This is a genomic window from Devosia sp. LC5 (genome assembly GCF_000735585.1).
Lineage (GTDB): Bacteria > Pseudomonadota > Alphaproteobacteria > Rhizobiales > Devosiaceae > Devosia.
The window spans coordinates 105907-131335 of the sequence record NZ_JNNO01000012.1 but is presented as its reverse complement, the minus strand read 5'-3'; the positions used below and the strand labels follow the sequence as shown (position 1 = coordinate 131335).

Here is a 25429-nt window from a genome sequence, read left to right as displayed (position 1 = left end):
ACTGGCTCGAGTCAAAGGCCGCCCGTTACCGTGTCTCCGCAGGCGCCCGCGCCGTGCGGCGCTTTTGCACGCATTGCATTCGCGTCCATGTCACCTAAATATCACTCGACAGTTCTGGAGTACCTTCCCAATGAGTAACAGTAATTTCCCCGGGTGGCACGGGACGACGATCGTTTCCGTGCGCAAGGGCAATAAGGTCGTGGTGGCTGGCGATGGCCAGGTCTCCATGGGCCAGACGGTGATGAAGCACACCGCAAAAAAAGTCCGGCGCCTGGCCGGTGGCAAGGTGATCGGCGGCTTTGCAGGATCCACTGCCGATGCCTTCACGCTGTTCGAACGCCTTGAAGCCAAGCTCGAGCAATATCCCGACCAATTGATGCGGGCCGCGGTCGAATTGGCCAAGGATTGGCGCACCGATCGCTATCTGCGCAAGCTGGAAGCCATGATGATCGTGGCCGACAAGACCGACACCCTGGTTTTGACCGGCACGGGCGACGTGCTCACCCCTGACCACGGCGTCATCGCCATCGGCTCGGGTGGCAATTACGCCCATTCGGCGGCTTTGGCCCTGCATCAGGCAACCGAGCTCGATGCCGAAGACATTGCCCGCCGCGCCATGAAGATCGCCGAGGAAATCTGCGTCTACACCAATGGCAATGTGACGCTGGAAACCATCGAGCTCAACGCGTGAGCTATTCCGTCCGCCGCCTGACCCAGGACGATGCCGATGCCTACCGGCAGGTACGGCTGGACAGCCTCAGGGACCACCCCGAGGCCTATGCCAGCGTTTACGAGAATGCGGTTCGGCGGCCCGATTCATCCTGGAGCCAGACGATCGAGGCCCTTGCGCTGTTCGGTGCCTTCGCCCCGGACGGGGCGTTGGTCGGACTTGCGGGGTTCATGCAGGAAGGTGGCGACAAGGACCGCCATCGCGGCTGGCTGATCCAGATGTATGTCCGGCCCCATATGCGGGGCACCGGCTGCGCGATGGGCCTGGTCGAAACCATCCTCAACCATGCCAGGGGTAGGGTGATGCAAATTCACCTGGGCGTCTGGGACCAGAACCCGGCCGCCATCCGCTTCTACGAAAAAGCCGGCTTCCATATCTATGCCAGCGATCCCCGTGCCTATTACTGGGGCGGACGGTTCTACGGCGATCATTTGATGGTGCGCTATCTCGATGAGGCACCAGGAAAGAACAAAAATGAGTGAGACCAATTTTTCCCCGCGCGAGATCGTTTCCGAACTCGATCGCAATATTGTGGGCCAGAAGGACGCCAAGCGCGCCGTGGCCGTGGCTTTGCGCAATCGCTGGCGCCGCCAGCAGCTGCCGCCAGAATTGCGGCGCGAGGTCAGCCCCAAGAATATCCTGATGATCGGGCCGACGGGCGTCGGCAAGACCGAGATTTCCCGCCGCCTGGCGCGCCTGGCCCAAGCCCCCTTCATCAAGGTGGAAGCCACCAAGTTCACCGAAGTGGGCTATGTCGGGCGTGACGTCGAGCAGATCATCCGCGATCTGGTGGAAGCCGGCATTGCCGTGCTGCGCGACAAGCGCCGCGCCGATGTGCAGGCCCAGGCCCATCACAATGCCGAGGAACGCGTACTCGACGCGCTGGTGGGTGGTTCGGCCGCGCCATCAACGCGCGATAGCTTTCGCAAGAAGCTGCGCGACAATGAACTCGACGACAAGGAAATCGAGATCGAGATGACGCCATCGACCGGCACCGGAGGCTTTGAAATTCCCGGCATGCCCAATGGCGGCATCGGCATGATCAACCTCTCCGACATGTTCAAGCAGGCAATGGGCGGGCGCGGCGTCAAGCGCAAGATCAAGGTCAAGGATGCCTATGAGCCGCTGATTGCCGAAGAGGCCGACAAGCTGCTCGACCAGGAACAGCTCAAGGCGGAGGCCATCGAGCTGGTGGAAAATCACGGCATCGTCTTCATCGACGAGATCGACAAGGTCGCAGCCCGCGAGGGTGGCGTGTCCGGCGGCCCGTCGCGCGAAGGCGTGCAGCGTGATCTCCTGCCGCTGATCGAAGGCACCACGGTATCCACCAAATATGGCCCGGTCAGCACCGACCATATCCTATTCATCGCTTCGGGCGCCTTCCATGTATCCAAGCCCAGTGACCTCTTGCCGGAATTGCAGGGTCGCCTGCCGATCCGGGTCGAGCTCAAGGCGCTGACGCGGGAGGATTTCATCCAGATTCTCTCCAGCACCGAAGCGAGCCTGATCAAGCAATATGTGGCCTTGATGGGCACGGAAGGGGTCACGCTCGACTTCACCCAGGACGCCATCGAGGCGATCGCCGATGCGGCCGTCAAGGTCAACAATTCGGTCGAAAATATCGGCGCCCGACGCCTGCAGACCGTGATGGAACGGCTGGTCGAGGACATTTCCTTCGATGCGCCGGACAAGCAGGGCCAGACGATTCTGATCGACGCCGCCTTTGTGGCGGACAAGGTCGGCGTGCTGGCGGCAGATACGGATCTGAGCAAGTTCGTGCTGTAGGCGATCAAAAGAGCGGGGAAGAAGGGCCTACTTCTTCCCCGACCGCCGCATGACCTCATTGGTCAAAAACCGCAAATCCTCGGGATCGAGCCTGGCGATATCCTTGGCCAGCCGGTTGGTCAGCTCGGTGGCCTCGGGCACCAGACCACCCGTATCGATGGTGATCTTGGGATCGCTCAGTTCAGCCAGCCGCTGCAGCTCCTCGGCCTCATCCCAGATCACATTGAAAAACGTGATCATGCGATGCAGCAGGAAGCCGGTGGGCCTGCCGCGCCGTCCATGTTCGAGCGCCGACAGATAGGCGCTCGACACATTGAGCGCCGCGGCCATCTCCTTGAGCGAGATGCCGCGTTCTTCGCGCAGCGCCCTTATCTTTGCGCCGAGCGGGGTCACGAGCGGCGCAGGCGCACATACCACGCCCCCTCTCCGCCATGGCCACGCGCCGCCACGCTCCAGCCTGACACCAGCGGCGCCAGACTCGGCTCATTGAGCCAGATCGGCAGCATGGTGCGCAACACACCGCGCTCGCTCATCGCCGCGATATAGTCATTATCGGTTTTGAGGCCCTTGCCGGTGATGACCAATATGGTGCGGTCACCCCGGGCAAAACGCGCCTGGATAAACCGGTACAAAGCGCCGCGCGCCTCGTTCTGGGTCATGCCATGCAGATCGATCGTGCCGTCGATCTCGATCCGGCCGCGCACCACTTTCTTGCGCAGCGACGGCTCCACTACCTTGTCGGGCAGCGGCGTATTGGCCGTTGGCGCCTGATAGGGCGGCAAAAACGCCTTGCGCGGCGGTTTGCGGGCGGGCGGGGCCTTGGGTAGGTCAGGCTGGGGGTCGGCAACCGGCAGAGGCAGCGGGCCGGTGGCCATTTTCAGCAGGCCCTTGCGCCGCAGCGGATCGACCGTGGCGGCAACGGCCGTCCACAGGTGGAAATCGTGCGGCAGGCGTTTGGAATCACGCTTGGACATACAAGGTCACGCCTGCCGGACACTGGCTCAATCAAGCTGGCTGGTGGAGGTGACTTTCCAATTGGGATCGCGCGATTTGGGATTGCGCGCAAAGGTCCATTCATCGGCCACGGTCTGCACCTGGTCGGCATTGCCCTCGATCAGATTGCCATCCTTGTCACGCGTGGCCGACACCACTTCGGCATGGAAGCGCACGGTGAGCAGGATATTTTTCTTGTCGTATTCGGCGTCCGAGATTTCCACCTTGGGCAGGCCGACAAAGGTGAAATCGACACTCTGACCAGCGGCCTCGCGGTCAGCAATGACGCGCTGGAAGCCATCGAACACGTCTTTTTCCAGCAGGTTCTTGAGCGTGGTACGATCGCCCGAGGCAAAGGCGGTGACGATCATCTCATAGGCCTGCTTGGCGCCATCGAGGAAGGATTTGGGCGAGAAGGTCGGATCGGCCTCGACCACCTGGCGGAGGCCGGTGGCGAGACCGGCATCGCCATGGGAGAGCTGTTCGATCTCCGCCTCGGTCTTGCGGGCGCGGCGCTCGTCATCCAGATCGGGGGCAGCAGCCGTCGGCCGGGGGCGCATCGGCACCACGGTGTCATCGGTTGCCGGGGCGTCAGCGGGTTTGCGCCGCTCTACCGGCGGACGTTCGTTGCCTGTCCGGGTGCCCAGCACGGAGCGCAACCTGAACAGGACGAACACCGCGACGGCGATGACGATGAGGGTCGGAAGATCTAGAAATTCGGCCATCAATGAATACCTTGCGCAAGACGCATCGGAAAATCGACACGGGTGACGCTCGCTGAGCGCGGAGATTGGCCTATATATAGGCAAAGCCTCACCTCAAAACCAGTTCACGTTGGGGCGAGTTGCAATTTGCCGCGCCGTGACGCGGATTTACCGGAAGGATGCCTGTCTTTGGCCCGTTTTTTCGCCCTAGGTCTGCTCGTATTGCCGATCGTGGAAATTGCCCTGTTCATCAAGGTGGGGCAAACGATCGGCCTGTGGCCAACCCTGGCGCTGGTGATCGGCGCTGCCCTGTTCGGCGCCATGCTGCTGCGCCAGCAGGGATTGAGCGTGGTCAATCAATTGCGCGGCAATATCAGCGCCGGCCAATTGCCGGCCCGCACCATTGCCGACACGATGATGATCGGGCTGGCCGGATTGCTGCTGATCCTGCCCGGGTTCCTCACCGATATACTGGCATTGGCGCTGCTGCTGCCGCCGGTGCGGAGCTGGATTTACGGCGGGTTGGCCAGCCGGGTAACGGTTGTCGAAACCGCCAGCTATCGAAGCCAGCGCGACCCGCAGGATGGGCGTATTCACGGGCCGGATACGATTGATCTGGACGAGGACGACTATCGCCCGAAATGACGCCAAAGCGGGCGCTGCGCTTGTGGCGCAAGGCCAAAGATGTTAGCCAGCCCGCCAACGATATTGCCGCAAAGGACTAGAGAATGGCTGACGAGAACCAGGGCGCCGCAGCACCCCAGGCCAGCAATTTGCCCTCCATGAACCTGGTGGGTCAGTATATTCGCGACCTCTCCTTCGAAAATCCCGGCGCGCCGGGCTCGATCATGGCCGGTGGCGGCAACCCAGCCTTCAACGTGTCGATTTCGGTCGGCGTCAAGAAGCAGGCCGATGACGTCTATGCGGTCGAGCTGACGCTGAACGCCAAGGCCAATCGCGAGACCACCATCCTGTTCAATGTCGAGCTGGTCTATGGCGGCGTGTTCCGCCTCAAGAATGTGCCCGAAGCCCAGCTCAGCCAGCTTTTGATGATCGAATGCCCCCGCCTGATCTTCCCATTTGCCCGTCAGGTGCTGGCGAGCGTCACCCAGCAGGGCGGTTTCCCGCCGCTGATGATGGAGCCGGTCGATTTCGCCGCCATCTATCGCCAGAACCTGGCCCAGCTCGCCGCCAAGCAGGGCGCTGCTCCGCTGACCGCCGCCAATGCCGAGACCGACAAGCCAAATTAATTTGGCCATTTGGTTCTGTGATGAAGCAACCCCGGATGATCCATCCGGGGTTTTTCTATTCGGCGGCAGCCACTTCGCTGTCATATTGCGCCCAGATCGAATCGGGGCCCAGCTTTGCCACTAGCGCAGCGTGCGCGGCCAGTTCGGCCTCGCTGATATGGCGGACCAGCGGCACGGGCCGCGGGGCCACATCGGCGCGGGCGGCAATGGCGTCGGCGCCCGAAACGCGGTTTTCCGCGATCAGCGCCAGGCTCACCTGCTTGCCGCCGATCAGCTCGAGATAGACCTCGGCCAGGATCTCGCTATCGAGCAGGGCGCCGTGCAGCGTGCGGCGGGAATTGTCGATGCCATAGAGCTTGCACAGCGCGTCCAGACTCACCCGCGAGCCGGGATGCTTGGCCCGCGCCACCATGACCGTATCGATCACTTCATTGGCTAGAACCGGCCGGCCGGTCTTTTTGAGCTCGGCATTGAGAAAGCCGATATCGAAGGCCGCATTGTGGATGATCAGCTTGGCATCGCCGATGAAATCGAGAAATTCGCCCGCCACGGCGGCAAATAGCGGTTTGTCGGACAAAAATTCTTCCGACAGGCCATGCACCCGGAAGGCTTCTTCGGGCATGGAGCGCTGCGGATTGATATAGACGTGATAATGCCGGCCCGAAGGGATGTGGTTGATCAGCTCGACACAGCCGATTTCCACCAGCCGATCACCATCGGCGGGCGACAGGCCCGTGGTTTCGGTATCGAGTACGATCTCGCGGTTCATTTTTTTGGCCCTTTGGCGCGGATGGCAGCGACCAGCGCGGCGACCTCTTTATGGGTCTGGGCGATGGAACTGCCGGTATCAAAGAGATAGGTGGCGCGCCTCTTCTTTTCGGCCTGGGGAGTCTGCCGGGCAAGGATGGTATTGAGCTTTTCCACGGACATCCCCGGCCGGGCCAAAGCCCGCTCGCGCTGGATAGCGTCATCGACAAAGGTGACCGCAATGGCGTCAAAGCCATAATCATGGCCGCTCTCGAAAAGGAGCGGGACTTCAACCACCGCCAGTGCATGGCCCTGCGCTTCGGCGGTATCGAGAAATTGCGCGATACGGGCCCGCACCAAAGGATGCACCAATGCTTCGAGCCGCTCGAAGCCGGAGGGATCTTCGCTCAATTTTTTGGAGAGCAGGGCGCGATCCACGCGGCCATGCTGCGTGACGCCAGGAAAGAGGGCCTCGACGGGGGTGACGGCTTCCCCCTCATAGAGCTCGGCCACAGCCGTATCGGCGGAAAAGACCGGCACCCCCAGGTCGGCAAAGGCCTTGAGCACGGTAGACTTTCCGGTGGCAATCGATCCCGTAACGCCGATGCGCCACATGCTCAATGCTCCAGTGTGGCTTCGATCCTGGCGCGCAAGTCTTTGGTCACTTGGGGCCTCACGCCAAACCAGGCTTCGAATCCCGGCACGGCCTGATGCAGCAGCATGCCCAGACCATCGACGATCCGCAAGCCACGCGTCCTGGCATCGGCCAGAAGCGGGGTCACCAGCGGCGCATAGACGATGTCGGTGACCAGCGCGTCCGGCGGGAGCAGATCGAGGTCAAAACCGTCGAACCGGCTGCCATGCATGCCAATGGATGTCGTGTTGACGACGAGGCCCGCCGTGGGCACCGCGGTATTGAAATCAGTTAATGCCCCCGTGCTGATATCGCCGCCAATGTCCCTGGCCAGACGGTCCGCTGTGGCCCGCGTGCGATTGAGCAGAATGACGGGAATACCCCGGCTCTTGAGCGCTACCAGAATGGCTCGCGCCGCCCCGCCGGCACCCAGCACCACGGCAGGCTTTTTACCCGCGGACCAATCTGGCGCTCCAGCATCGAGATTGCCCAAAAAACCGAGATAATCGGTATTGGTGCCGTGCACCTTGCCGTCGTGCGCCACCAAAGTGTTAACGGCTCCGATGGTCCTGGCCAGCGGATCGACGCTGTCGCAGAGGGCAAACACCGCTTCCTTGTGTGGAATGGTAACATTGCCGCCGGCAAATTCACCCGCCCGCAGCCGCTCGAAAAAGCCGGGCAATTCGGCCGGCGCCACATCGATGGCCTCATAGCTGCCCTCGATGCCGTGTTCGGCGATCCAGGTGCTATGAATCAAGGGCGAGCGCGAATGGGCGATGGGATGCCCGATAACAAAGGCTTTGATGGTCACGCGGATGGCTTTCCGGCCAGAAGGTGGGGGGCAATCGAGCGCAAAACTGACAATAGCGGCAAAAGCGGCAGACCCAGAATGGTGAAATAATCGCCGGTCACGGTTTCGAACAGGCGAATGGACGGGCCCTCGAGTCGGTAACCACCCACCGAATTGAGCGCCGCGGGGCCTTCGCGATCCAGAATATCCTCACGCTCTTCGGCGGAGAAATCACGCATGGTGAGCTCCGCTGTCTGGAGATCAGACCATAAAACCGCGCCATCGCGCACCAAGGTCACCCCGGCATGGAGGCGATGCGTCTTGGCCTTGAGATGATCGAGTTGGGCAGCAGCCGCGGCGCGATCAGCCGGCTTGTGCAAAAGCTCGGTGCCTAGCGCCAGGGTCTGGTCAGCCCCGATCACAAAAGCCCCGGCGTTAACTTCTGAGACGGCCTCGGCCTTCTTTTGCGCCAGCAGCAAAGCCACGTCGCGGGCATCGGCCCCATTGGCCAAAGCGGCGGTTTCGATGGCGCGTTCGTCAATGGCGGCGGGCTGGCTCGAAAATCGCAAACCGGCTTGTTCCAGCAGGGTTTTTCGCGTCTGGCTCTGGGAGGCTAGGATCAGCATGGGTCCATGTTTTCCACACTGTCATCCACAGCTCAAGCCTTCCCTGTGATAATGACTCATGGTTTTGGCTCGAGGCCAAACTTGTTCGACTTGGTAAATTAAACATTAACAGTTGGACTCAGGGGAACGGGCCGCCAGGGCTATGGATAGCTCTGGGGAAAACCGGTCTGGGGCGGGCTTCTTCTATCAAGCGGATTCGCACAGGCAGAATCGAATCGTTGACTCGGCACGCGCCCTCTTAACGTGGTGTTAACCATTTACCTTTCGTTAAGGTTTGGGGCCGGCCGATTTTGATTCACATCCTGTTAACCTTTGGGATGCGCCCTTGTGTCACCGCGATGGGCGATTGTGGACGGCGATGAATTCATCCAAAACACCGCCATGATAATACAAATACTAAGTTCAAGATTCTCTTTAGGGGTCTTGGAAGGGGTGATGGAATGAGCGCTGTGGCCCACAAACCCTTGCTGGCAACAGTGCTGGGCGAGCGCCAGGAACGACCCCCGATCTGGATCATGCGGCAGGCCGGCCGCTACTTGCCCGAATATCGCGAGCTGCGCGCCAAGACCAACGGCTTCCTTGATCTGTGCTATACGCCGGAGCTGGCTGCTGAAGTCACGTTGCAGCCGCTTCGCCGTTTTCCGCTCGATGCGGCAATCCTGTTCTCGGACATTCTGGTCATTCCCGACGCCCTGGGCCAATCGGTGCGCTTTGAGGCTGGGGAAGGACCTGTCCTGGAACCTGTGTCGGCCGAGACAATCGGGCAATTGCAGCCCGAGCGGGCTTTGGAGCATTTGGCGCCGGTGTTCGAGACGCTGCGCCGGGTTCGCGCGGGGCTGGCTCCCGATAAGACCCTGATCGGCTTCTGCGGTTCACCCTGGACTGTGGCGACTTACATGATCGGCGGCCGGGGTTCGCCCGATCAAGCCGCGGCGCGCTTGTTTGCTCTGCAGCATCCGCAGGCCTTTGCGGCGCTGATGGACGTGCTGGTGCAAACCAGTATCGACTATCTCGTCGCCCAATTCGCCGCCGGCGCCGATGTGGTGCAGTTGTTTGAAAGCTGGGCATTGAATTTGGATGATGAGGCCTTTGCCCGCCAGGTCATCGATCCCAATCGCCGTATTGTCGAAGGTGTTCGCGCCCGGGTGCCCTATGCACCGATCATCGGCTTTCCACGCGGTGCGGCTGGCAATATTGCGGCCTATGTCGCGGCGACAGGCGTTAATGCCGTCGGGCTTGATTATGCCACCCCGCTCGAATTTGCCGCCAAGCACGTACCGGCCGGGTTCACTGTGCAGGGTAATCTTGATCCGTTACGGCTGGTGGCCGGTGGCGCGCAGATGGACGGCCGGGCGCGCCAGATCATCGCGGCCTTTGCCGATCGGCCGCATATTTTCAATCTGGGCCATGGCATCGTCCCCGAGACGCCGATTGCCCATGTCGAGCGCCTGGTCGATCTGGTCAAAAACGGCTAGCGGACAAAAAAGCTGAGCTGTTGAGGAGTTCACGAAAATGGAATGGATCAAGGCGGGCCACGTGATCGCCGTCGTCGCCTGGATGGCCGGCATGCTCTATCTGCCCCGGTTGTTCGTTTATCATGCGGTAGCCGAGATTGGCTCGGACAAGTCCGAGACGTTCAAGATCATGGAACGCCGGCTGCTGCGGGGCATCATCACCCCGGCCATGATCGCCGCCTGGATTTTTGGCCTCTGGATGGTGGTTTTGGGCGCGGTCGATTGGAGCGCCGGCTGGCCCTATCTCAAGGCCGTCTGCGTTCTGGCGCTCACCGCTTGCCATGGGATTCTGGCCCGGCACACGCGCGAATTTGCCGGAGACAAGAATACCAGGCCGCAAAAGTACTTCCGCATCATCAACGAAGTGCCCACCGTGTTGATGATCATCATCGTCATCGCGGTGATCGCGCGGCCGTTCTAAAATCCTGTTTCACGTGAATCCTCTGCGGGTGTTCGTGTTTCGATCTTGAAATCGCGCCGGGATCACGCTACATGGTGGCCAACGCATCCGAGACTTAAAGCTGACTTCCCAAGTCGCTGCGCGGTGCCCACCCTCCCAAATAGCCTCAAACGCTTTTCGATTTCCCTCAAGGGTCCATCCGCTACATGCAGAATATGAAGCTCAGCGAGCTCAAGGCCAAATCTCCGGCCGAATTGCTGGTGTTCGCCGAAGAACACGAGGTCGAGAATGCCTCGACCATGCGCAAACAGGAATTGATGTTTGCCATTCTCAAGGAGTTGGCGGCCCGGGATATCGATATTACCGGGGAAGGCGTGGTCGAAGTGCTGCCTGACGGCTTCGGCTTTCTGCGCTCTCCCGACGCCAATTACCTTCCTGGTCCCGACGATATCTATGTCAGCCCCAGCCAGATCCGCCGCTTCGGCTTGCGGACCGGCGACACGGTCGAGGGCGAAATCCGCTCTCCCAAGGAGGGCGAGCGCTATTTCGCGCTGCTCAAGGTTTCGACCATCAATTTTGAAGATCCCGAGGCGGTTCGCCACAAGGTGAACTTCGATAACCTCACCCCGCTTTATCCCGAAGAGCGGCTTCGCATGGAGCTGCCCGATCCCACTTTGAAGGATCGTTCGGCCCGGATTCTGGATCTGGTGGCGCCGCTTGGCAAAGGCCAGCGTGCTTTGATTGTTGCTCCGCCGCGTACCGGTAAGACGGTATTGTTGCAGAATATTGCACAATCAATCGCCACCAATCACCCCGAATGCTACCTCATCGTGCTGCTTATCGACGAGCGCCCCGAAGAGGTTACCGATATGCAGCGCTCGGTGCGCGGCGAAGTCATCTCCTCGACCTTCGACGAGCCGGCCAGCCGCCACGTTCAGGTGGCTGAAATGGTGATCGAGAAGGCAAAGCGCCTGGTCGAGCATAAGCGCGACGTGGTCATCCTGCTCGATTCCATTACCCGCCTCGGGCGGGCCTATAACACTGTCGTGCCAAGCTCCGGCAAGGTTTTGACCGGTGGCGTGGACGCCAATGCCCTGCAGCGCCCCAAGCGCTTCTTCGGTGCCGCCCGCAATATCGAAGACGGCGGCTCGCTGACGATTATTTCGACCGCGCTGATCGATACCGGTTCGCGCATGGACGAAGTGATCTTTGAAGAATTCAAGGGCACGGGCAACTCGGAAATCATTCTGGACCGCAAGGTCGCCGACAAGCGCGTCTTCCCGGCGCTGGACATCACCAAGTCCGGCACCCGCAAGGAAGAACTGCTGGTCGAGCCCGACATTCTCAAAAAGATGTATGTGCTGCGCCGTATCCTGACCCCGATGGGCACGATCGACGCCATGGAATTCCTGATGGACAAGATCCGCCAGACCAAGACGAATTCCGACTTCTTCGATTCGATGAATACCTAAGGCAGATGGGCGCGTTGCGAGCCTTCGCCGCGCCTATTGCCGTCTGATCCGATGCGATCAGGCGATACAATCGTGGCGTTGTCCTCCGGGGCACCGCCCTCGGGCGTCGCGGTGATCCGCCTCTCGGGTCCCGCTGTGCCCCAAATCCTCGCCCAGGTGGCTGGCAGCGTCCCCGAGCCGCGTCGCATGGTGCTTCGACCAATTGGCCTGGGCTCCGTGCTTGATCGTGGCCTCGTTGCGTTTTTTCCCGCGCCCCATAGTTTTACCGGTGAAGACTGCACCGAATTGCAGGTGCATGGTTCACCCGCCGGCGTGCGCGCCATCCTTAAATTGCTGGCCGGGCAGGGTGCCCGCCTGGCCGAGGCCGGCGAATTCACCCGCCGGGCCTTTGAGAATGGCAAGCTCGATCTGGTTGAAATCGAGGGCCTGGGCGATCTGCTCGACGCCGAAACGGAAAACCAGCGCCGTCAGGCCTTGGCGCGTTTCGAAGGCGGTCTGTCGCGGCAGATCGATGACTGGCGCAATCGCCTGTTGGATCTGCGTGCCGAAATCGAGGCGCGACTGGATTTCTCCGATGAGGGTGATGTGGCAGATGGTCTGCCGCCGCAATTCGGTGACGATATTGCCGCGCTGAAATCCAGTATTGGCGCAGCGCTAGCCTCGATCGAACACGGCCGCATAGTCCGCGAAGGTATTCGGGTGGCATTGGCGGGTGTGCCGAACGCCGGAAAATCAAGTCTGCTCAACGCCTTGGCGCGCTCCGACATCGCTATCGTTACCGACGAAGCCGGAACAACCCGCGACGTGCGCGAAGTACCTCTCGATATTGCTGGCCAGCTCTTTGTGCTGCTGGACCTCGCCGGCCTTCGGGAGACTGACAGCAAGGCCGAGGCCGAAGGCGTGCGACGTGCCCGCCACGCTATCGAGCTTGCCGATATCGTGCTGTGGCTAACTGCGCCCGACACTCCCGATATGGCGCCCCCGTCCGTGTCAGTTCCCATGCTGCATATTGCTACCAAGTCCGATCTTGGCAGAGCGGATGCGGCGGCCGATATTGCCGTTTCCGCGCAGACTGGCGCAGGCCTCGATCAGCTCTTTGCCCGCCTAGGCACCATCGGCGAAACGCTGGGGACTGGCGAACCCTCCCTGCTGAGCAGGGAACGCGACCGGCTGGCGCTACAAGATGCCAGTGCCGCCCTCGATGCCGCCGCGACGCGGTTGGACGATATGGAACTTGCCGCCGAGAACCTACGCCAGGCCTCATTCGCGTTGGAGCGTCTGGTGGGTCGCCTCGATGCCGAGCGGGTGTTGGATCGGCTGTTCATGAGCTTTTGCATCGGCAAATGATTCACGTGAAACACGGCCCTGCGGCGCCGTGAATTGATTCACGTGAAACATTGGCCTATGAGGACGCGCCGGAGATCTTATCATGCGCGACTATGCAGTCATCGTTGTCGGAGGCGGTCATGCGGGCTGTGAAGCTGCCGCGGCTTCGGCACGTCTGGGCGTTCCCACCGCGCTGGTGACCCACAAATTTGCGACCATCGGTGAAATGAGTTGTAATCCCGCTATTGGTGGCCTCGGTAAAGGCCATCTGGTGCGCGAGATCGACGCGCTGGATGGGCTGATGGGCCGCGTCGCCGATCAGGCCGGTATTCAGTTCCGCGTACTCAACCGCCGCAAGGGCCCCGCCGTGCGCGGTCCTCGTGCCCAGGCTGATCGCAAACTGTACCGCCAGGCGATGCAGGCGGCGATCACGGCACAGCCCAATCTCGATGTCATCGAGGGCGAGGTTGATGATATTGTTGTTACCGACGGCGTCGTCAGCGGCGTGGTGCTGCTGGACGGCCGCCAGATCACGACCAAAGCCGTGGTGCTGACTACCGGCACATTCCTGCGCGGCCTGATCCATCGTGGTGAGGAAACCGTGCCCGCCGGCCGCGTTGGCGAGAAGCCGGTACTCGGGCTGTCCACCCGGCTTGAGGCCCTTGGCCTCAATCTGGGCCGCCTCAAGACCGGCACGCCTGCGCGTCTTGACGGCACCTCCATCGATTTTTCGGCCCTTGAAGAGCAGCCCGGCGATAATCCGCCAGAGGCATTTTCCGCGCTGACCACGGCGATCACCACGCCGCAAGTCAGCTGCCACATTACCCGTACCACGGCCGAAACCCACAAGATTATCTCGGACAATCTGCATCGCTCGGCCATGTATTCCGGCCGGATCCAGAGCCGGGGGCCGCGCTATTGCCCATCCATCGAGGACAAGGTGGTGCGTTTCGCCGATCGCGACAGCCACCAGATCTTTCTTGAGCCCGAAGGGCTCGATGACAGCACCATCTATCCCAACGGCCTGTCTACCTCGCTGCCAGCCGATGTGCAGGAAGCCTTTTTAAGGTCCATGCCAGGCCTTGAAAATGTGCGGATCGTCCGTCCCGGCTACGCCATCGAATATGACTATGTCGATCCGCGTGAACTGCGCCTGACGCTCGAGGTCAAGAAGCAGCCGGGCCTTTATCTCGCTGGCCAGATCAACGGCACGACAGGCTATGAAGAAGCGGGCGCGCAGGGACTGCTGGCTGGCGCCAATGCCGCCCTGGCCGCGCGCGGCGCCGAAGCGCTGACATTGTCGCGCACCGAAAGCTATCTCGGTGTCATGGTGGATGATCTGGTGACGCGTGGTGTGTCCGAGCCCTATCGCATGTTCACCTCGCGCGCCGAGTTCCGACTCTATCTGCGCGCCGACAATGCGGATCAGCGCCTGACCCAGACGGGCATCGAGGTCGGATTGGTTGGCGAACAACGTGAATCTATGTTTTGGCGCAAGGCCGATGGTCTACAAAGTGGCCGTAGGCTGCTCGAAACATTGAGCGTTTCGCCAAGTGCTGCACGCAAGGCCGGCATTGCTGTCAACGAGGACGGCAAGGCGCGCTCGGCCTTCGATCTGCTGTCCTATCCAGATGTGACGCCGGCTGACGTTGCTCGGCTATGGCCAGAGATCACAGAAATTGACGCGACAACCATCGAACAGCTGGTGGTGGATGCGCAATATGCCGTCTATCTCGAACGTCAGCGCGACGATATTGCCGCGGTACGCAGGGATGAGCAGCGCACCATTCCCGATTGGGTGGACTATGTGGCCATTCCCGGCCTCTCCATCGAGCTTCGTCAGAAGCTACAGCAGCACCAGCCTCAGACGATTGCCCAGGCACAGGCGCTGGATGGGATGACGCCGGCAGCGATCACCCTGTTGCTGTCAGTGATTCGCCGCGGCGAGTTGCGTAAGGCGAGCTGATGTCGGAGACCGCGGCATCTCTTAAATACGCACCGTACTTTGTACGGTCAGCGGACCAGACTATTGGCGACCTGGAATCTTATGCTCAGCTGGTGCGTAAGTGGCAGGCGGTGCAGAATCTTGTTTCACGTGAAACACTGAACCAGGTATGGACCCGGCATTTCGCTGACAGCCTGCAGATTCTGCCGCTGCTGCGCGCGGGCGATCACAATTTCATGGACCTGGGCAGCGGTGGCGGTTTCCCCGCGCTGCCATTGGCCATTGCCCTCAAGGGCGGGCCGCAACGATTCGTGTTGGTGGAGCCGAATGGAAGAAAGGCCAGCTTTCTCCGTACTGTAGCACGAGAACTGGGACTGGCAGTGACGGTTTTTGCGCGGCGCAGCGACCAGATTGATTCACGTGAAACACCGAATCCCGACGTCATTACCTCCCGCGCCTTGGCGGCAATGCCGCTGCTTTGCGACTGGATGGAGCCGTTTTTCGCTAGCAAAACCCGGGCCTTACTGCACAAGGGAAGGGAATATGTTGAAGAATTGGCGGATTCGGGTGCCCACTGGCACCATGACGTGTTAATGGTTCCTAGCGACACCGATCCGGGTGGAGTGATCCTTGAGATCACGAATCTGCGACGGAAATCAGTGCGTTAGCGGAAAGACACTGGAGGCTGATTTGACGCCCCGAATTCTGACTCTGGCCAATCAGAAAGGCGGCGTGGGTAAAACCACGACGGCGATCAACCTGGCGACGGCCTTGGCGGCCATTGGCGAACGGGTGCTGATCGTTGATCTCGACCCGCAGGGTAATGCCTCGACGGGTCTGGGGATTTCCCGCAACGATCGCGAAGTGTCCTCCTATGATCTGCTGGTCGGCGAGGCGAGTGTCGCGCAATCGGCGATCATGACCAGCGTGCCCAATGTTGCCATCGTTCCCTCGACCATGGACCTGTTGGGCGTTGAGCTGACCATTGCCGGCCAGGCCGACCGCGCATTTAAATTGCGTAATGCTTTCAAGCAATTGAACGATCTGACGATCAATGATCGGCCGGTCAGCTATATCCTGATCGATTGCCCGCCTTCGCTGAATCTGCTGACCATCAATTCCCTGGTGGCCGCCGATGCCGTTTTGGTACCACTGCAATGCGAGTTTTTTGCTTTGGAAGGTCTCAGCCAGTTGTTGCAGACGATCGAGCAGATCCGTTCGACATTGAACCCACGCCTGTCGATCCAAGGCGTGGTGATGACCATGTTCGACAAGCGCAACAATCTCTCCGAACAGGTTTTGCAGGACGTGCGCAGCGAAATGGGTGATCTGGTCTATGACACCGTGATCCCGCGCAATGTGCGGCTCTCGGAGGCGCCGTCCTACGGCAAGCCGGCTTTGCTCTATGATTTGAAATGTGCCGGCAGCCAGGCCTATCTGCGGCTGGCGACCGAAGTGATCCGCCGTGAGCGGCAGCTCAACGCGGCATAGGAGCCCGATATGAACGAAAAACCGACACGACTGGGCCGCGGGCTGGCCGCGCTGATCGGCGATATGGCGACTATCGAAGGCGCAAGAGTCACCGAGAGCGGCGGCGTCAAGCGCCTGCCGGTCGAAATGATCATCGCCAATCGCGCCAATCCCCGCCGGAGTTTCGATCCGGATCAGCTCGAGGAGTTGACCAATTCGATTCGCGAAAAGGGTGTAATGCAGCCGCTACTGGTGCGGCCGAGCGAAGATCCCAATATTTTCGAGCTCATCGCCGGCGAACGCCGCTGGCGCGCCTCGCAAAAGGCCGGCCTGCATGACGTGCCGGTCATTGTGCGCGATGTCGGCGACAAGGAAGCGCTCGAGCTCGCCATTATCGAGAATGTGCAGCGCGCCGATCTCAATCCGCTCGAAGAAGCCATGGGCTACGGCCAGTTGATCGAGCAATTCGACTATACCCAGCAGGACCTGGCCCAGGTGATCGGCAAGAGCCGCTCGCATGTCGCCAACACGCTGCGCCTGCTCAAGCTGCCTGAGGATGTGCGCGGCATGGTGGCCAGCGGCACGCTGACGGCAGGGCATGCCCGTACGCTGATTACGGCGGAAGATCCGGCCCATCTGGCACAGCAGATCGTTTCTGGCGGTCTGTCTGTGCGTGAGGCCGAAGCGCTCAGCCAGCAGCGGGATGTGGCCGGCAAGCGTAAGCCTACCGAAGCCGCTGCCAGCCGAGATGCCGATACAGTGGCGCTGGAGCGCCGGCTATCGGATGCACTGGGGCTGTCGGTGTCGCTGGCGCATAGTGAACGTGGCGGGAAGCTGGAAATTCGCTACAAGACACTTGAGCAACTCGACGGCATTTGTGCGCGGCTGACCGGGTACCCGAACTGATCTTGTAACCGCAACGTTTCACGTGAAACGTGCACGTTGATTCCTGATGCGGATTAGTGCGATGCGGCCATCATGCAGATGGCGAGCAGGGCGCGGCGCAGGCTGGTTTCCGCAAGAGCCGGGCGGCGGCGGCTGTCGGCGGTAGTCTGCAAGATGCGGTGGCTGGCGGTGGCGAGAGCACTGTCCGTCCAGAGCCGCAACTGCTGTTCCAAGGCGGAGGTGCGCGAAAAATGCGGCTTTGGCCGCAATCCGTCCAGCACCGCGCGCGGTGTTTTGCCGGCATCGACTTCCACCCGCCAGCGGCGCAGATTGGCAAAGTGTGTCGTGGTCATGGCCAATAGGCGCTGCGGGTCGACGGCTGATGACAAGGCGCGGTTGAGCGCCAGTTCCAGCTTTTCAGCATGGCCGCCGCCGGTGGCGTCGAGAATGGCGTCGATCACCAAGGCGCCATTGTCGGCGCAGAGCAGCAGCACATCCTCACGCGTCAGAACCTTGCTGCTGGCGGCGTAGAGCGACAACTTCTCGAGTTCGCGGCGGGTGATTTCGCGGTCATTGCCGAGGATTTCGCGCAGGGTAGTAATGACATCGGCATCCACACGAATGCCTTGATGATTAAACGTCTCGCGAATGAGCGTCGTCAGCGTCTCGTCATTGTCGGGGTAGCAAGGTAGGGCGCGGCCGAGCTTTGCGGCCTCAACCAGGGCCCGCAAGGCATCCTTTGGGGCGAGATTGCCGGCTTCGAGCACGATGGCGGCCCCGCCGGGATCGTCGCGCAACTCGGTCAGTGTCATGACCAGCGATTTGGTCGCGCCGCGCACACGTATGATGCGCTTGCCACCAAAGAGCGAGATGGTCTTGGCCTCGACGGCGAGGATGGAGGGATCGGCATCCACCTCGCTGCCGTCGAGTACAACAAGGCTGGCGCTCTCTGGATCGTCTCCAGTGAGGGAACGGATCAGCCGCTGCGCGGTTTCGCGCACCAGTCCGGCATCGGGTCCATAGGCGAGGAAAATGCCTTCGGTCAGATCCGGGCGCGCCAGAAAGCGGGCAACTTCATGCGCCTTGAGCGCGCTCATCAGCGGCTCAGGGCCGCCAGAAGGCCGAGGCGCAGCGATTCGGCGGCGGCCCTGGCGGCGCGTTCGGCGGCTTCGCTGGCGGCTTCCCGATCGGCCAGAACCTGGTCACTACGGGTATAGCCTGCCGTAGCAAAGCGCGTCAGTGTGACTGGAGGTTTGCCGCTGCCATCGCGATAGGTGATGGTGAGCGTCGCCGTTGCGGTGACTTCCACCGACTTTTCCGGATTGGCTGTCTGCGAGAGCATGGTATCCGCCGCGGGAGCGCTGACGGATACTTGTGCCAGTGGGGCGGTGGGCGCCTCGGAATGGCCGAAGCGCAGCGAAAGCTCCTGGTAGACGACCTGTTCCAACCGGCTATTGGGTTTGGCAAAAGCCAGGTTCAACAGCGGTTGGCTGGCCAGCGTGCCGCTCGAATAGACCGGCGCAAAGCTGCATGCGCCCAATAGCGTTGACAGGGCCAGAGTGCCGGCAAGAGCGGCAAGGCGCAGGGCTTTAGACAACGACATTGACGATCCTGTCCGGCACGATGACGATCTTCTTGGGTGCCTTGCCATCCAGCATGCGGACAATCTCGTCGAGTGACAAGACGCGTTTTTCGACCTCGGCCGCCGCCAGACCTTTGGGAACGACAATCTCGCCGCGACGCTTGCCATTGAGCTGAATAGGCAGGGTCACCTCGTCATCCACCAGCAAAGCGGGATTGACACTGGGCCATAAGGCATCGGCGACCAGGCCGGACTTGCCGAGGGCTTCCCAGCAGGTTTCGGCCAGATGGGGCATCATGGGCGCAATGAGCTGGATCAAGCGTTCAACGCCCTCTTCCAGCGCAGCAAGGCGTGCAGCCGGCGCCACTGCAACCAGACCGGCCGAGCGGACCAGCGCATTGGTCAACTCGTAAATCTGCGCTACGGCACGGTTGAAGCGCAGGCCTTCAATATCGCCGCCGACATTATGTACGGCGCGATGCACCGTTTTGCGCAAGGACAGGGCTTCGTCGTCGTCAGAAACGCGAACAATGCCAGCAGACTGTTTGGCAATTTCGACCGTTTCGCCGACTAGGCGCCAGATGCGTTGCTGGAAGCGGCTGGCGCCTTCAACGCCGGCTTCGGTCCACTCGATATCGCGTTCCGGCGGCGAATCCGAAAGGATGAACCAGCGGGCGGCATCGGCGCCATAGACCTTCAAAATATCGTCGGGATCGGTGCCGTTGCGCTTGGATTTCGAGATCTTTTCCACGGGGCCGATGCGAGCGGGGCGGCCCGATTGAATTTCGATCGCCCGTCTTTCGCCTTCAATGGTCTCGAACCGGACATCTTCGGGCGCCAGCCATTGGCCATCGGCGGACTTGTAGGTCTCGTGGGTCACCATGCCCTGGGTAAACATGCCCTTGAAGGGCTCGTCCAGCCCGATATGGCCGGTGGCCTTCATGGCTCGGGTGAAGAAGCGCGAATAGAGCAGGTGCAGGATCGCGTGTTCGATGCCCCCGATATATTGATCGACCGGCATCCAGCGGTTGGCAACGGCCGGAATGGTCGGTGTGGGCGCCTCGGGGGCCGTGAAGCGCGCAAAATACCAGGACGAATCCACGAATGTGTCCATGGTGTCGGTTTCGCGGGTTGCCGCGCCGCCGCATTGCGGGCAGGTCGTATGCTTCCAGGTCGGGTGGTGATCCAAAGCGTTGCCGGGCTTGTCGAAGCTGACATCCTCGGGCAGCACGACGGGCAGGTCCTTTTTCGGGACAGGCAGCGTGCCGCAGACTTCGCAGTGGATAATGGGGATGGGCGCGCCCCAATAGCGCTGGCGGGACAGGCCCCAGTCGCGCAGACGATAGTTCACTTCAACCCGACCCTGTGGCTGGCCATCGACGGTGCGCGCGCCGAAATGGCTCGCAATCGCTTTCTTGGCCTCTTCCACGGCCAAGCCGTCGAGGAACCCGGAATTGTAAATTGTGCCGGCATCGACTGCGGCTTCGATGCCGATCGCGAACGTTTCCGCATCAGCGCCGGGCGGTAGCACAACAGGCGTTACCGCCAGTTCGTATTTGCGGGCGAAGTCGAGATCGCGCTGATCATGGGCCGGGCAGCCAAAAATGGCGCCAGTGCCATATTCCATCAGCACGAAATTGGCGACATAGACGGGCAGCGTCGCGCCTTCGATCACGGGGTGCTTGACGTAAAGCCCGGTGTAAAAGCCCTTCTTCTCGGCCTTTTCCAGTGTTTCGGTGGCGGTGCCCTGGCGATGGCAATCGGCAACGAATTCACTGAGGTCCGCATTGCCCGCGGCCAGTTCGGTCGTCAGCGGGTGATCGGGAGACAGCGCCAGGAAAGAGGCGCCGAAAATGGTATCAGGCCTTGTGGTGAAAACCTCGATGCTCTGCTGGCTGACGTCACTGCCGGGCACCAGTTCAAAGAGCAGGCGCAACCCCTCGGACTTGCCGATCCAGTTGCGCTGCATAGTGCGCACTTTTTCCGGCCAATCGGTCAGTCCGTCCAGCGCCGTCAGCAAATCCTCGGCATAGTCGGTAATCTTGAAGAACCACTGGGTAAGCTCGCGCTGCTCCACCGGGGCGCCCGAGCGCCAGCCGCGGCCGTCGATCACCTGCTCATTGGCAAGCACGGTCATGTCGACCGGGTCCCAATTGACCTTGGATTTCTTGCGGGTAACCAGCCCGGCCGCCAGCATGTCGATGAACATGGATTGCTGGTGCTGGTAATATTGGGGCTCGCAGGTGGCGATTTCACGGGTCCAGTCGATCGACAGGCCCATGGTCTTGAGCTGGGCCTTCATGGTCGCGATGTTCTGGCGGGTCCAGGTGCCGGGATTGAGCCCACGTTCCATGGCGGCATTCTCGGCCGGCAGGCCGAAAGCGTCCCAACCCATGGGGTGCAGCACATTCTTGCCCCGCGCGCGCTGGAAGCGGGCAACGACGTCACCGAGCGTATAATTGCGCACGTGGCCCATATGAATGCGGCCGGAGGGGTAGGGGAACATCTCGAGGACGTAATAGGGCTCGCGCGGATCGTCGGTATTGGTCACGAAGCTCTTGGCATCGTCCCAGACCTGCTGCCAGCGGGGCTCTGCCTCGCGCGGATTGTAGCGTTCGACGCTCACGTTATCGTCCTCGAATATGCTGGAATCGCGAGCGGCGAAAACTGCCGCGCCGCTTGCGTTGTAAGGGGATTTTGGCTACCGGACCATCAACAGAAAACCCCCTCAAGGTCAACAGGGACAGGGCCAAAGCATGGACGAGAAGCAGATCCTTGCCGAGCGCGGCCTGGGCGAGATACGGGCGCGCATGGCGGCGGCGCAAAAGCGCTTCGGCCCGCCCGCCGAACACGTCGAGCTGGTGGCAGTGTCCAAGACCTTTTCGGCCGGGGATGTTTTGCCTTTTCTCAAGGCCGGGCAGCGCGTGTTTGGGGAAAATCGCGTGCAGGAGGCCAAGGATAAATGGCCTGCTCTGCGGCAGGCCTATCCCGATGTGCAATTGCACCTGATTGGTCCGCTACAGACCAACAAGGCCCGTGAGGCGGTGGCGCTGTTCGATGTCATCGAAACGCTCGATCGTGACAAGCTGGCGATCGTCCTGGCCGAGGAGATGGCGCGCGCCGGCAAGCAGCTCCCCTGTTTCGTGCAGGTCAATATCGGTGGCGAGGCTCAGAAGAGCGGCATCGCGCCGGCCGAAACGGCAGCTTTTGTCGCGCGCTGCCGGGCCGAACACGGGCTCGATGTCGTTGGGCTGATGTGCATTCCGCCCGATGGCGTGCCGCCCGGTCCCTATTTCGCTCATCTGGCCGAACTGGCTGGGATTGCCGGTGTGCCTGGGCTCTCCATGGGCATGAGCGGGGATTTCGAGCTTGGCATTGCCATGGGCGCTACCCATATCCGGGTTGGGTCGGCGCTGTTTGGCTACCGGCCCAAGGCAGACGCGCGCTGAAACGTGGACGAGCAAGGTAAAACGCGGAGATCATTGCAACTTTTAACCCTCTCGTATCGTTCCTGCCTGTCGTAACGCCGATGTGATTGGTTGAACAAAAACCGGTCGCAATAGTGTGACCCTTGATCGGGCAAAGCGCCAAAAACCCGGAGAAAACAATGAACAAGCGACGCATTCTGCTGGTGGACGATGATACCGATCTGCGGCAGACCCTGGTCGAGCAGCTCGAAACGCATAACGAGTTCGACATTCTCCAAGCCGGCACCGCCAATGACGCGCTCAAGGCCACCCGGGAAAACAATATCGATCTGATGATCCTCGATGTCGGCCTGCCGGACATGGATGGGCGCGATGCGGTCAAGGTGCTGCGCACCAAAGGCTATAAAAGCCCCATCCTGATGTTGACCGGTCATGATAGCGATGCCGATCAGATTCAGGGCCTTGAATCGGGCGCCAATGACTACCTGACCAAGCCGTTCCGCTTTCCGGTGTTGCTGGCGCGAATCAATGCGGCGCTGCGTCAGCACGATCAGAGCGAGGACGTGGTCTTCACCATCGGGCCCTATAGCTTCCAGCCTTCGGCCAAGCTGCTCGAAGCCAATGATGGTGGCAAGGTGCGGTTGACCGACAAGGAAACCTCTATCCTCAAATTCCTCTATCGCCAGGGTCCCAAGACCATCACGCGCGATGTGCTGCTCAAGGAAGTCTGGGGCTATAATAACCGGGTCACCACGCATACGCTTGAAACCCATATCTATCGCCTGCGCCAGAAGATCGAGCGCGACCCCTCCAATGCGCGCCTGCTGGTCACCGAAGAGGGTGGCTATCGCCTGGTTCCGTAACGCGGAAATCGGGTACAAATCGAGGCAAAATGCCTTATAGGATGAAGACTGTCCGCGCCCCGTGTGCGGACAGTCTTGCATCTGGACTTGGGGCTTATGATCAGGGACGACGCGGCCGAGGCGCTGGCCAGAGCTGAATTTTTCGATATTTGCGACGACGAGCAAAGGCGCATGCTGGCCTTTGCCGGCGATACACGCCGTTTCGAGGCCGATGCCGTGCTGTACAAGGCTGGCGACGTTCCCTTGGGCGCGTTCGTGCTGATTTCGGGGACGCTGCGCGCCAAGCCCGAAGGCGCGGCTGCCAGCAAGCCCTATGCCATGTCCGAGCCGGGCAGCGTGGTCTCCGCCATGGCGCTGATCCTGGCCAAGCCGCGGCCGATCACCATCACCGCCGTCACCGAATGCCAGACCCTGTTCGTGCCGCGCCAGGCTTTCCTCAAGCTCGTGCAGCAATCGCCGGACCTCGCGCAGCGCGCCGTCGAACGCGTGCAACGCGACTTGGGCAATTATCTGGGCGCACTTGAACCCGTTCGCGCTCGCATGAAGGGCGAATAGATTTTTGGGCCGCCTGTTTCACGTGAATCCGGCCGCTGGGGCCTAAACCCCGGCAAACCGCACGATGACCGGCACGTGGTCGCTCGGCTTGTCGGCCCAGCCGCGGAATGGCTTGGCGATTTCGGCGGCGATGCTGTGCTCGGCGATGTCGGCAGTGGCCCAGATATGGTCGAGGCGCCGGCCCTTATTGGCGTTTTCCCAATCGGCGCTACGATAGCTCCACCAGGAATAGAGCTTCTGATCGAACGGCACATGCTTGCGCACCAGATCGGTCCAGCCATGGCCACCATTGAGAATGGCGTTGAGCGCTTCGGTTTCGATCGGGGTGTGGCTCACCACCTTGAGCAGCTGCTTGTGGCTCCACACATCGTTTTCATGCGGGGCGATATTGAAATCGCCGGCAATCAGATGGCCGCGCTGGAATCCTGGCTCGGAAAACCAGCTGGTCAATTCGCTGAGGAAACCCAGCTTGTGCTTGAATTTGGGATTGATCTGCGGGTCCGGCTCGTCGCCACCGGCAGGGATGTAGAAATTATGCACGGTCAGCGGCCCGCGGCCCAGATCGAGCACTGCCGAGACGTGACGCGATTCGGGGATTTCACAGAACACGCGGCTCGAAATGTCGGTCAGCGGAAATTTCGAAACAATAGCGACGCCGTGATAGCCCTTCTGGCCGTGTACCGCCTGGTGCGGATAGCCCGCTTCGATGAAGGCATTGGCCGGGAACTGGTCATTGGTGCATTTGATCTCCTGCAGCATCAGCACGTCAGGCTGATATTGCCTGATGAAATCGAGCACCATGGGCAGGCGCAGGCGAACCGAATTGATGTTCCAGGTGACGACGGCGACGGTCATTGATTGGCCCCTTGAGCAGAGGGCATTCTTATCGCGGAGGGGACCGCCAAGGACAAGCCGGAAATGGCGATGGAGAGATCACTGCTGACATGGGGCGTCAGTGGCCAACAAAAAAACCCGGCCTTGCGACCGGGCTTTCAAATTCAGGGCAGTGCCGAAAAGCCTATTCGCTCTTGGCTTCGCCTTCAGCGGCTGCGGCCTGCTCGGCAGCGGCGGCCGCTGCTGCGGCTTCCGCGTCCTTGGCGGCCTGTTCAGCGGCAAAAGCCTCTGCAGCGGCAATCTTTTCAGCTTCACGAGCTTCGCGCGCGGCCTGGGCGGCGGTGCGTTCGCTGGCTTCGATCTTCTTGGTGCGCGAATTGGTCGATTCAAAAATACGAGCCGATTTGCCGCGACGATCGCGCAGATAGTACAGCTTGGCGCGACGCACCTTACCGCGCTTGAGCACTTCGACCGAAGCGATATTGGGCGAGTAGAGCGGGAACACGCGCTCCACGCCTTCGCCATAAGAAATCTTGCGCACGGTGAAGCTGGAGGTGATGCCACCGCCGGAGACGGCGATCACGACGCCTTCATAGGCCTGTAGGCGTTCCTTATTGCCTTCCTTGATCTTCACCCACACCTTGATGGTATCGCCATGGGTAAATTCGGGAAGCTCGCGCTTGGCGGAGAGGGCGGCGACCTGCTCGGCCTCGATCTGTTCGATGATATTGGACATGTCTTGATCCGTTCTGATCTTTTCAATGGAGCGTTTGCACGGAACTTCTGGGAAAATTCCGATCGCCCGGTCTTGGTTGGTAACGGAGGTTTTTCGTCTTTTTATTCGCGCAACATCAGGTCCGATCAGCCCAATGTCGCAGTCGTGGCGCGGCTATAGG

28 protein-coding genes are annotated in these 25429 nt (G+C 60.9%); 16 read left to right on the top strand and 12 right to left on the bottom strand.

All coding sequences use genetic code 11. The features are described from left to right. Nucleotides 1-130 precede the first annotated feature (130 nt). The 3 genes from hslV to hslU are packed head-to-tail and all read left to right on the top strand — an operon-like array spanning nt 131 to nt 2515. Entirely contained in the window at nt 131-691 is a 561-nt protein-coding gene (gene hslV / locus FF80_RS08080) for an ATP-dependent protease subunit HslV (protein ID WP_035099157.1), read from the top strand. Continuing rightward, nucleotides 688-1212: a GNAT family N-acetyltransferase gene (locus FF80_RS08075; protein ID WP_035099156.1), complete on the top strand. Its 525-nt coding sequence runs from the start codon at nt 688-690 to the stop codon at nt 1210-1212. The genes hslV and FF80_RS08075 overlap by 4 nt, the downstream gene beginning before the upstream one ends. Next, complete coding sequence (gene hslU, locus FF80_RS08070) at nt 1205-2515, top strand: ATP-dependent protease ATPase subunit HslU (RefSeq protein WP_035099155.1); 1311 nt, start codon at nt 1205-1207, stop codon at nt 2513-2515. The genes FF80_RS08075 and hslU overlap by 8 nt, the downstream gene beginning before the upstream one ends. Before the next feature lie 27 nt (nt 2516-2542). Here hslU and FF80_RS08065 read toward each other — a convergent pair whose 3' ends face one another. From FF80_RS08065 to FF80_RS08055, 3 genes are read right to left on the bottom strand one after another with little or no spacing between them, the layout of a single operon-like run. Further along, nucleotides 2543-2908: a helix-turn-helix transcriptional regulator gene (locus tag FF80_RS08065; protein WP_035099154.1), complete on the bottom strand. Its 366-nt coding sequence runs from the start codon at nt 2906-2908 to the stop codon at nt 2543-2545. Beyond that, nucleotides 2905-3489 carry a Smr/MutS family protein gene (locus FF80_RS08060; RefSeq protein WP_052153307.1) on the bottom strand — a complete coding sequence of 195 codons (585 nt, stop codon included), beginning with the start codon at nt 3487-3489 and terminating at the stop codon, nt 2905-2907. The genes FF80_RS08065 and FF80_RS08060 overlap by 4 nt, the downstream gene beginning before the upstream one ends. A gap of 27 nt (nt 3490-3516) precedes the next feature. After that, nucleotides 3517-4233 (bottom strand): Tim44/TimA family putative adaptor protein, encoded by a 717-nt coding sequence (locus FF80_RS08055; RefSeq protein WP_035099153.1) that lies wholly within the window; start codon nt 4231-4233, stop codon nt 3517-3519. A gap of 168 nt (nt 4234-4401) precedes the next feature. On the opposite strand from FF80_RS08055, the gene FF80_RS08050 reads away from it, so the two are divergent. Then, nucleotides 4402-4857 (top strand): FxsA family protein, encoded by a 456-nt coding sequence (locus FF80_RS08050; protein WP_160172811.1) that lies wholly within the window; start codon nt 4402-4404, stop codon nt 4855-4857. Nucleotides 4858-4940: 83 nt separating this feature from the next. Next, entirely contained in the window at nt 4941-5462 is a 522-nt protein-coding gene (secB, locus tag FF80_RS08045) for a protein-export chaperone SecB (RefSeq protein WP_052153306.1), read from the top strand. Between the two features lie 55 nt (nt 5463-5517). Here secB and dnaQ read toward each other — a convergent pair whose 3' ends face one another. From dnaQ to FF80_RS08025, 4 genes are read right to left on the bottom strand one after another with little or no spacing between them, the layout of a single operon-like run. Further along, nucleotides 5518-6231: a DNA polymerase III subunit epsilon gene (gene dnaQ / locus FF80_RS08040; RefSeq protein ID WP_035099151.1), complete on the bottom strand. Its 714-nt coding sequence runs from the start codon at nt 6229-6231 to the stop codon at nt 5518-5520. Continuing rightward, on the bottom strand, nt 6228-6824 hold the full coding sequence (gene coaE / locus FF80_RS08035; protein WP_035099150.1) for a dephospho-CoA kinase: 597 nt from the start codon (nt 6822-6824) through the stop codon (nt 6228-6230). The genes dnaQ and coaE overlap by 4 nt, the downstream gene beginning before the upstream one ends. A gap of 2 nt (nt 6825-6826) precedes the next feature. Further along, nucleotides 6827-7654: a shikimate dehydrogenase gene (locus tag FF80_RS08030; protein ID WP_035099149.1), complete on the bottom strand. Its 828-nt coding sequence runs from the start codon at nt 7652-7654 to the stop codon at nt 6827-6829. Then, the gene (locus FF80_RS08025; protein WP_035099148.1) at nt 7651-8259 is read right to left on the bottom strand and encodes a Maf family protein; all 609 of its coding nucleotides are present in this window, start codon (nt 8257-8259) and stop codon (nt 7651-7653) included. Before FF80_RS08025 ends, FF80_RS08030 begins: the two co-directional genes overlap by 4 nt. A gap of 440 nt (nt 8260-8699) precedes the next feature. On the opposite strand from FF80_RS08025, the gene hemE reads away from it, so the two are divergent. From hemE to FF80_RS07985, 8 genes are all read left to right on the top strand, one after another. Beyond that, entirely contained in the window at nt 8700-9734 is a 1035-nt protein-coding gene (hemE, locus tag FF80_RS08020; RefSeq protein WP_035099146.1) for a uroporphyrinogen decarboxylase, read from the top strand. A gap of 37 nt (nt 9735-9771) precedes the next feature. Continuing rightward, nucleotides 9772-10194, top strand: coding sequence for a protoporphyrinogen oxidase HemJ (gene hemJ, locus FF80_RS08015; RefSeq protein WP_035099145.1), 423 nt, complete (start codon nt 9772-9774; stop codon nt 10192-10194). Between the two features lie 185 nt (nt 10195-10379). Next, nucleotides 10380-11645 (top strand): transcription termination factor Rho, encoded by a 1266-nt coding sequence (gene rho, locus FF80_RS08010; protein WP_035099144.1) that lies wholly within the window; start codon nt 10380-10382, stop codon nt 11643-11645. A gap of 51 nt (nt 11646-11696) precedes the next feature. Continuing rightward, complete coding sequence (gene mnmE / locus FF80_RS08005; protein ID WP_035099142.1) at nt 11697-12992, top strand: tRNA uridine-5-carboxymethylaminomethyl(34) synthesis GTPase MnmE; 1296 nt, start codon at nt 11697-11699, stop codon at nt 12990-12992. Nucleotides 12993-13074: 82 nt separating this feature from the next. Beyond that, nucleotides 13075-14937, top strand: coding sequence for a tRNA uridine-5-carboxymethylaminomethyl(34) synthesis enzyme MnmG (gene mnmG / locus FF80_RS08000; RefSeq protein ID WP_035099140.1), 1863 nt, complete (start codon nt 13075-13077; stop codon nt 14935-14937). After that, nucleotides 14937-15584 (top strand): 16S rRNA (guanine(527)-N(7))-methyltransferase RsmG, encoded by a 648-nt coding sequence (gene rsmG, locus FF80_RS07995; RefSeq protein ID WP_035099138.1) that lies wholly within the window; start codon nt 14937-14939, stop codon nt 15582-15584. The genes mnmG and rsmG overlap by 1 nt, the downstream gene beginning before the upstream one ends. Before the next feature lie 22 nt (nt 15585-15606). Then, the gene (locus FF80_RS07990) at nt 15607-16407 is read left to right on the top strand and encodes a ParA family protein (RefSeq protein WP_035099137.1); all 801 of its coding nucleotides are present in this window, start codon (nt 15607-15609) and stop codon (nt 16405-16407) included. 9 nt (nt 16408-16416) lie between these two features. Then, complete coding sequence (locus FF80_RS07985; RefSeq protein ID WP_035099136.1) at nt 16417-17292, top strand: ParB/RepB/Spo0J family partition protein; 876 nt, start codon at nt 16417-16419, stop codon at nt 17290-17292. 53 nt (nt 17293-17345) lie between these two features. On the opposite strand, the gene holA is transcribed toward FF80_RS07985, so the two are convergent. From holA to leuS, 3 genes are read right to left on the bottom strand one after another with little or no spacing between them, the layout of a single operon-like run. Continuing rightward, nucleotides 17346-18368, bottom strand: a complete 1023-nt coding sequence (gene holA / locus FF80_RS07980; RefSeq protein WP_035099134.1) for a DNA polymerase III subunit delta — start codon at nt 18366-18368, stop codon at nt 17346-17348. Next, nucleotides 18368-18874 (bottom strand): hypothetical protein, encoded by a 507-nt coding sequence (locus FF80_RS07975; protein ID WP_035099132.1) that lies wholly within the window; start codon nt 18872-18874, stop codon nt 18368-18370. Before FF80_RS07975 ends, holA begins: the two co-directional genes overlap by 1 nt. Further along, entirely contained in the window at nt 18861-21479 is a 2619-nt protein-coding gene (gene leuS, locus FF80_RS07970) for a leucine--tRNA ligase (protein WP_035099131.1), read from the bottom strand. Before leuS ends, FF80_RS07975 begins: the two co-directional genes overlap by 14 nt. Nucleotides 21480-21609: 130 nt before the next feature. Here leuS and FF80_RS07965 point away from each other — a divergent pair, with 130 nt between their 5' ends. From FF80_RS07965 to FF80_RS07955, 3 genes are all read left to right on the top strand, one after another. Beyond that, the gene (locus FF80_RS07965; RefSeq protein WP_052153305.1) at nt 21610-22302 is read left to right on the top strand and encodes a YggS family pyridoxal phosphate-dependent enzyme; all 693 of its coding nucleotides are present in this window, start codon (nt 21610-21612) and stop codon (nt 22300-22302) included. A gap of 158 nt (nt 22303-22460) precedes the next feature. Next, nucleotides 22461-23144 (top strand): response regulator transcription factor, encoded by a 684-nt coding sequence (locus FF80_RS07960; protein WP_035099130.1) that lies wholly within the window; start codon nt 22461-22463, stop codon nt 23142-23144. A gap of 96 nt (nt 23145-23240) precedes the next feature. Then, nucleotides 23241-23699 carry a cyclic nucleotide-binding domain-containing protein gene (locus FF80_RS07955; RefSeq protein ID WP_035099128.1) on the top strand — a complete coding sequence of 153 codons (459 nt, stop codon included), beginning with the start codon at nt 23241-23243 and terminating at the stop codon, nt 23697-23699. A 42-nt stretch (nt 23700-23741) separates the two neighbouring features. On the opposite strand, the gene FF80_RS07950 is transcribed toward FF80_RS07955, so the two are convergent. After that, the gene (locus tag FF80_RS07950) at nt 23742-24554 is read right to left on the bottom strand and encodes an exodeoxyribonuclease III (RefSeq protein WP_035099126.1); all 813 of its coding nucleotides are present in this window, start codon (nt 24552-24554) and stop codon (nt 23742-23744) included. A 163-nt stretch (nt 24555-24717) separates the two neighbouring features. Beyond that, nucleotides 24718-25269 carry a 50S ribosomal protein L19 gene (gene rplS, locus FF80_RS07945; protein WP_035099125.1) on the bottom strand — a complete coding sequence of 184 codons (552 nt, stop codon included), beginning with the start codon at nt 25267-25269 and terminating at the stop codon, nt 24718-24720. Nucleotides 25270-25429 lie beyond the last annotated feature (160 nt).

What these genes read in the sequence shown, in the direction of transcription:
- rho (WP_035099144.1), top strand. Translation starts at nt 10,380, where the DNA reads ATGCAGAATATGAAGCTCAGCGAGCTCAAGGCCAAATCTCCGGCCGAA.
- FF80_RS08055 (WP_035099153.1), bottom strand. Translation starts at nt 4,233, where the DNA reads ATGGCCGAATTTCTAGATCTTCCGACCCTCATCGTCATCGCCGTCGCG.
- FF80_RS07950 (WP_035099126.1), bottom strand. Translation starts at nt 24,554, where the DNA reads ATGACCGTCGCCGTCGTCACCTGGAACATCAATTCGGTTCGCCTGCGC.
- hemJ (WP_035099145.1), top strand. Translation starts at nt 9,772, where the DNA reads ATGGAATGGATCAAGGCGGGCCACGTGATCGCCGTCGTCGCCTGGATG.
- mnmG (WP_035099140.1), top strand. Translation starts at nt 13,075, where the DNA reads ATGCGCGACTATGCAGTCATCGTTGTCGGAGGCGGTCATGCGGGCTGT.
- rsmG (WP_035099138.1), top strand. Translation starts at nt 14,937, where the DNA reads ATGTCGGAGACCGCGGCATCTCTTAAATACGCACCGTACTTTGTACGG.
- FF80_RS08060 (WP_052153307.1), bottom strand. Translation starts at nt 3,489, where the DNA reads ATGTCCAAGCGTGATTCCAAACGCCTGCCGCACGATTTCCACCTGTGG.
- FF80_RS07985 (WP_035099136.1), top strand. Translation starts at nt 16,417, where the DNA reads ATGAACGAAAAACCGACACGACTGGGCCGCGGGCTGGCCGCGCTGATC.
- hemE (WP_035099146.1), top strand. Translation starts at nt 8,700, where the DNA reads ATGAGCGCTGTGGCCCACAAACCCTTGCTGGCAACAGTGCTGGGCGAG.
- FF80_RS07975 (WP_035099132.1), bottom strand. Translation starts at nt 18,874, where the DNA reads ATGTCGTTGTCTAAAGCCCTGCGCCTTGCCGCTCTTGCCGGCACTCTG.
- mnmE (WP_035099142.1), top strand. Translation starts at nt 11,697, where the DNA reads ATGCGATCAGGCGATACAATCGTGGCGTTGTCCTCCGGGGCACCGCCC.
- hslV (WP_035099157.1), top strand. Translation starts at nt 131, where the DNA reads ATGAGTAACAGTAATTTCCCCGGGTGGCACGGGACGACGATCGTTTCC.
- FF80_RS07965 (WP_052153305.1), top strand. Translation starts at nt 21,610, where the DNA reads ATGGACGAGAAGCAGATCCTTGCCGAGCGCGGCCTGGGCGAGATACGG.
- hslU (WP_035099155.1), top strand. Translation starts at nt 1,205, where the DNA reads ATGAGTGAGACCAATTTTTCCCCGCGCGAGATCGTTTCCGAACTCGAT.
- FF80_RS08025 (WP_035099148.1), bottom strand. Translation starts at nt 8,259, where the DNA reads ATGCTGATCCTAGCCTCCCAGAGCCAGACGCGAAAAACCCTGCTGGAA.
- coaE (WP_035099150.1), bottom strand. Translation starts at nt 6,824, where the DNA reads ATGTGGCGCATCGGCGTTACGGGATCGATTGCCACCGGAAAGTCTACC.
- dnaQ (WP_035099151.1), bottom strand. Translation starts at nt 6,231, where the DNA reads ATGAACCGCGAGATCGTACTCGATACCGAAACCACGGGCCTGTCGCCC.
- FF80_RS07960 (WP_035099130.1), top strand. Translation starts at nt 22,461, where the DNA reads ATGAACAAGCGACGCATTCTGCTGGTGGACGATGATACCGATCTGCGG.
- holA (WP_035099134.1), bottom strand. Translation starts at nt 18,368, where the DNA reads ATGAGCGCGCTCAAGGCGCATGAAGTTGCCCGCTTTCTGGCGCGCCCG.
- FF80_RS07955 (WP_035099128.1), top strand. Translation starts at nt 23,241, where the DNA reads ATGATCAGGGACGACGCGGCCGAGGCGCTGGCCAGAGCTGAATTTTTC.
- rplS (WP_035099125.1), bottom strand. Translation starts at nt 25,269, where the DNA reads ATGTCCAATATCATCGAACAGATCGAGGCCGAGCAGGTCGCCGCCCTC.
- secB (WP_052153306.1), top strand. Translation starts at nt 4,941, where the DNA reads ATGGCTGACGAGAACCAGGGCGCCGCAGCACCCCAGGCCAGCAATTTG.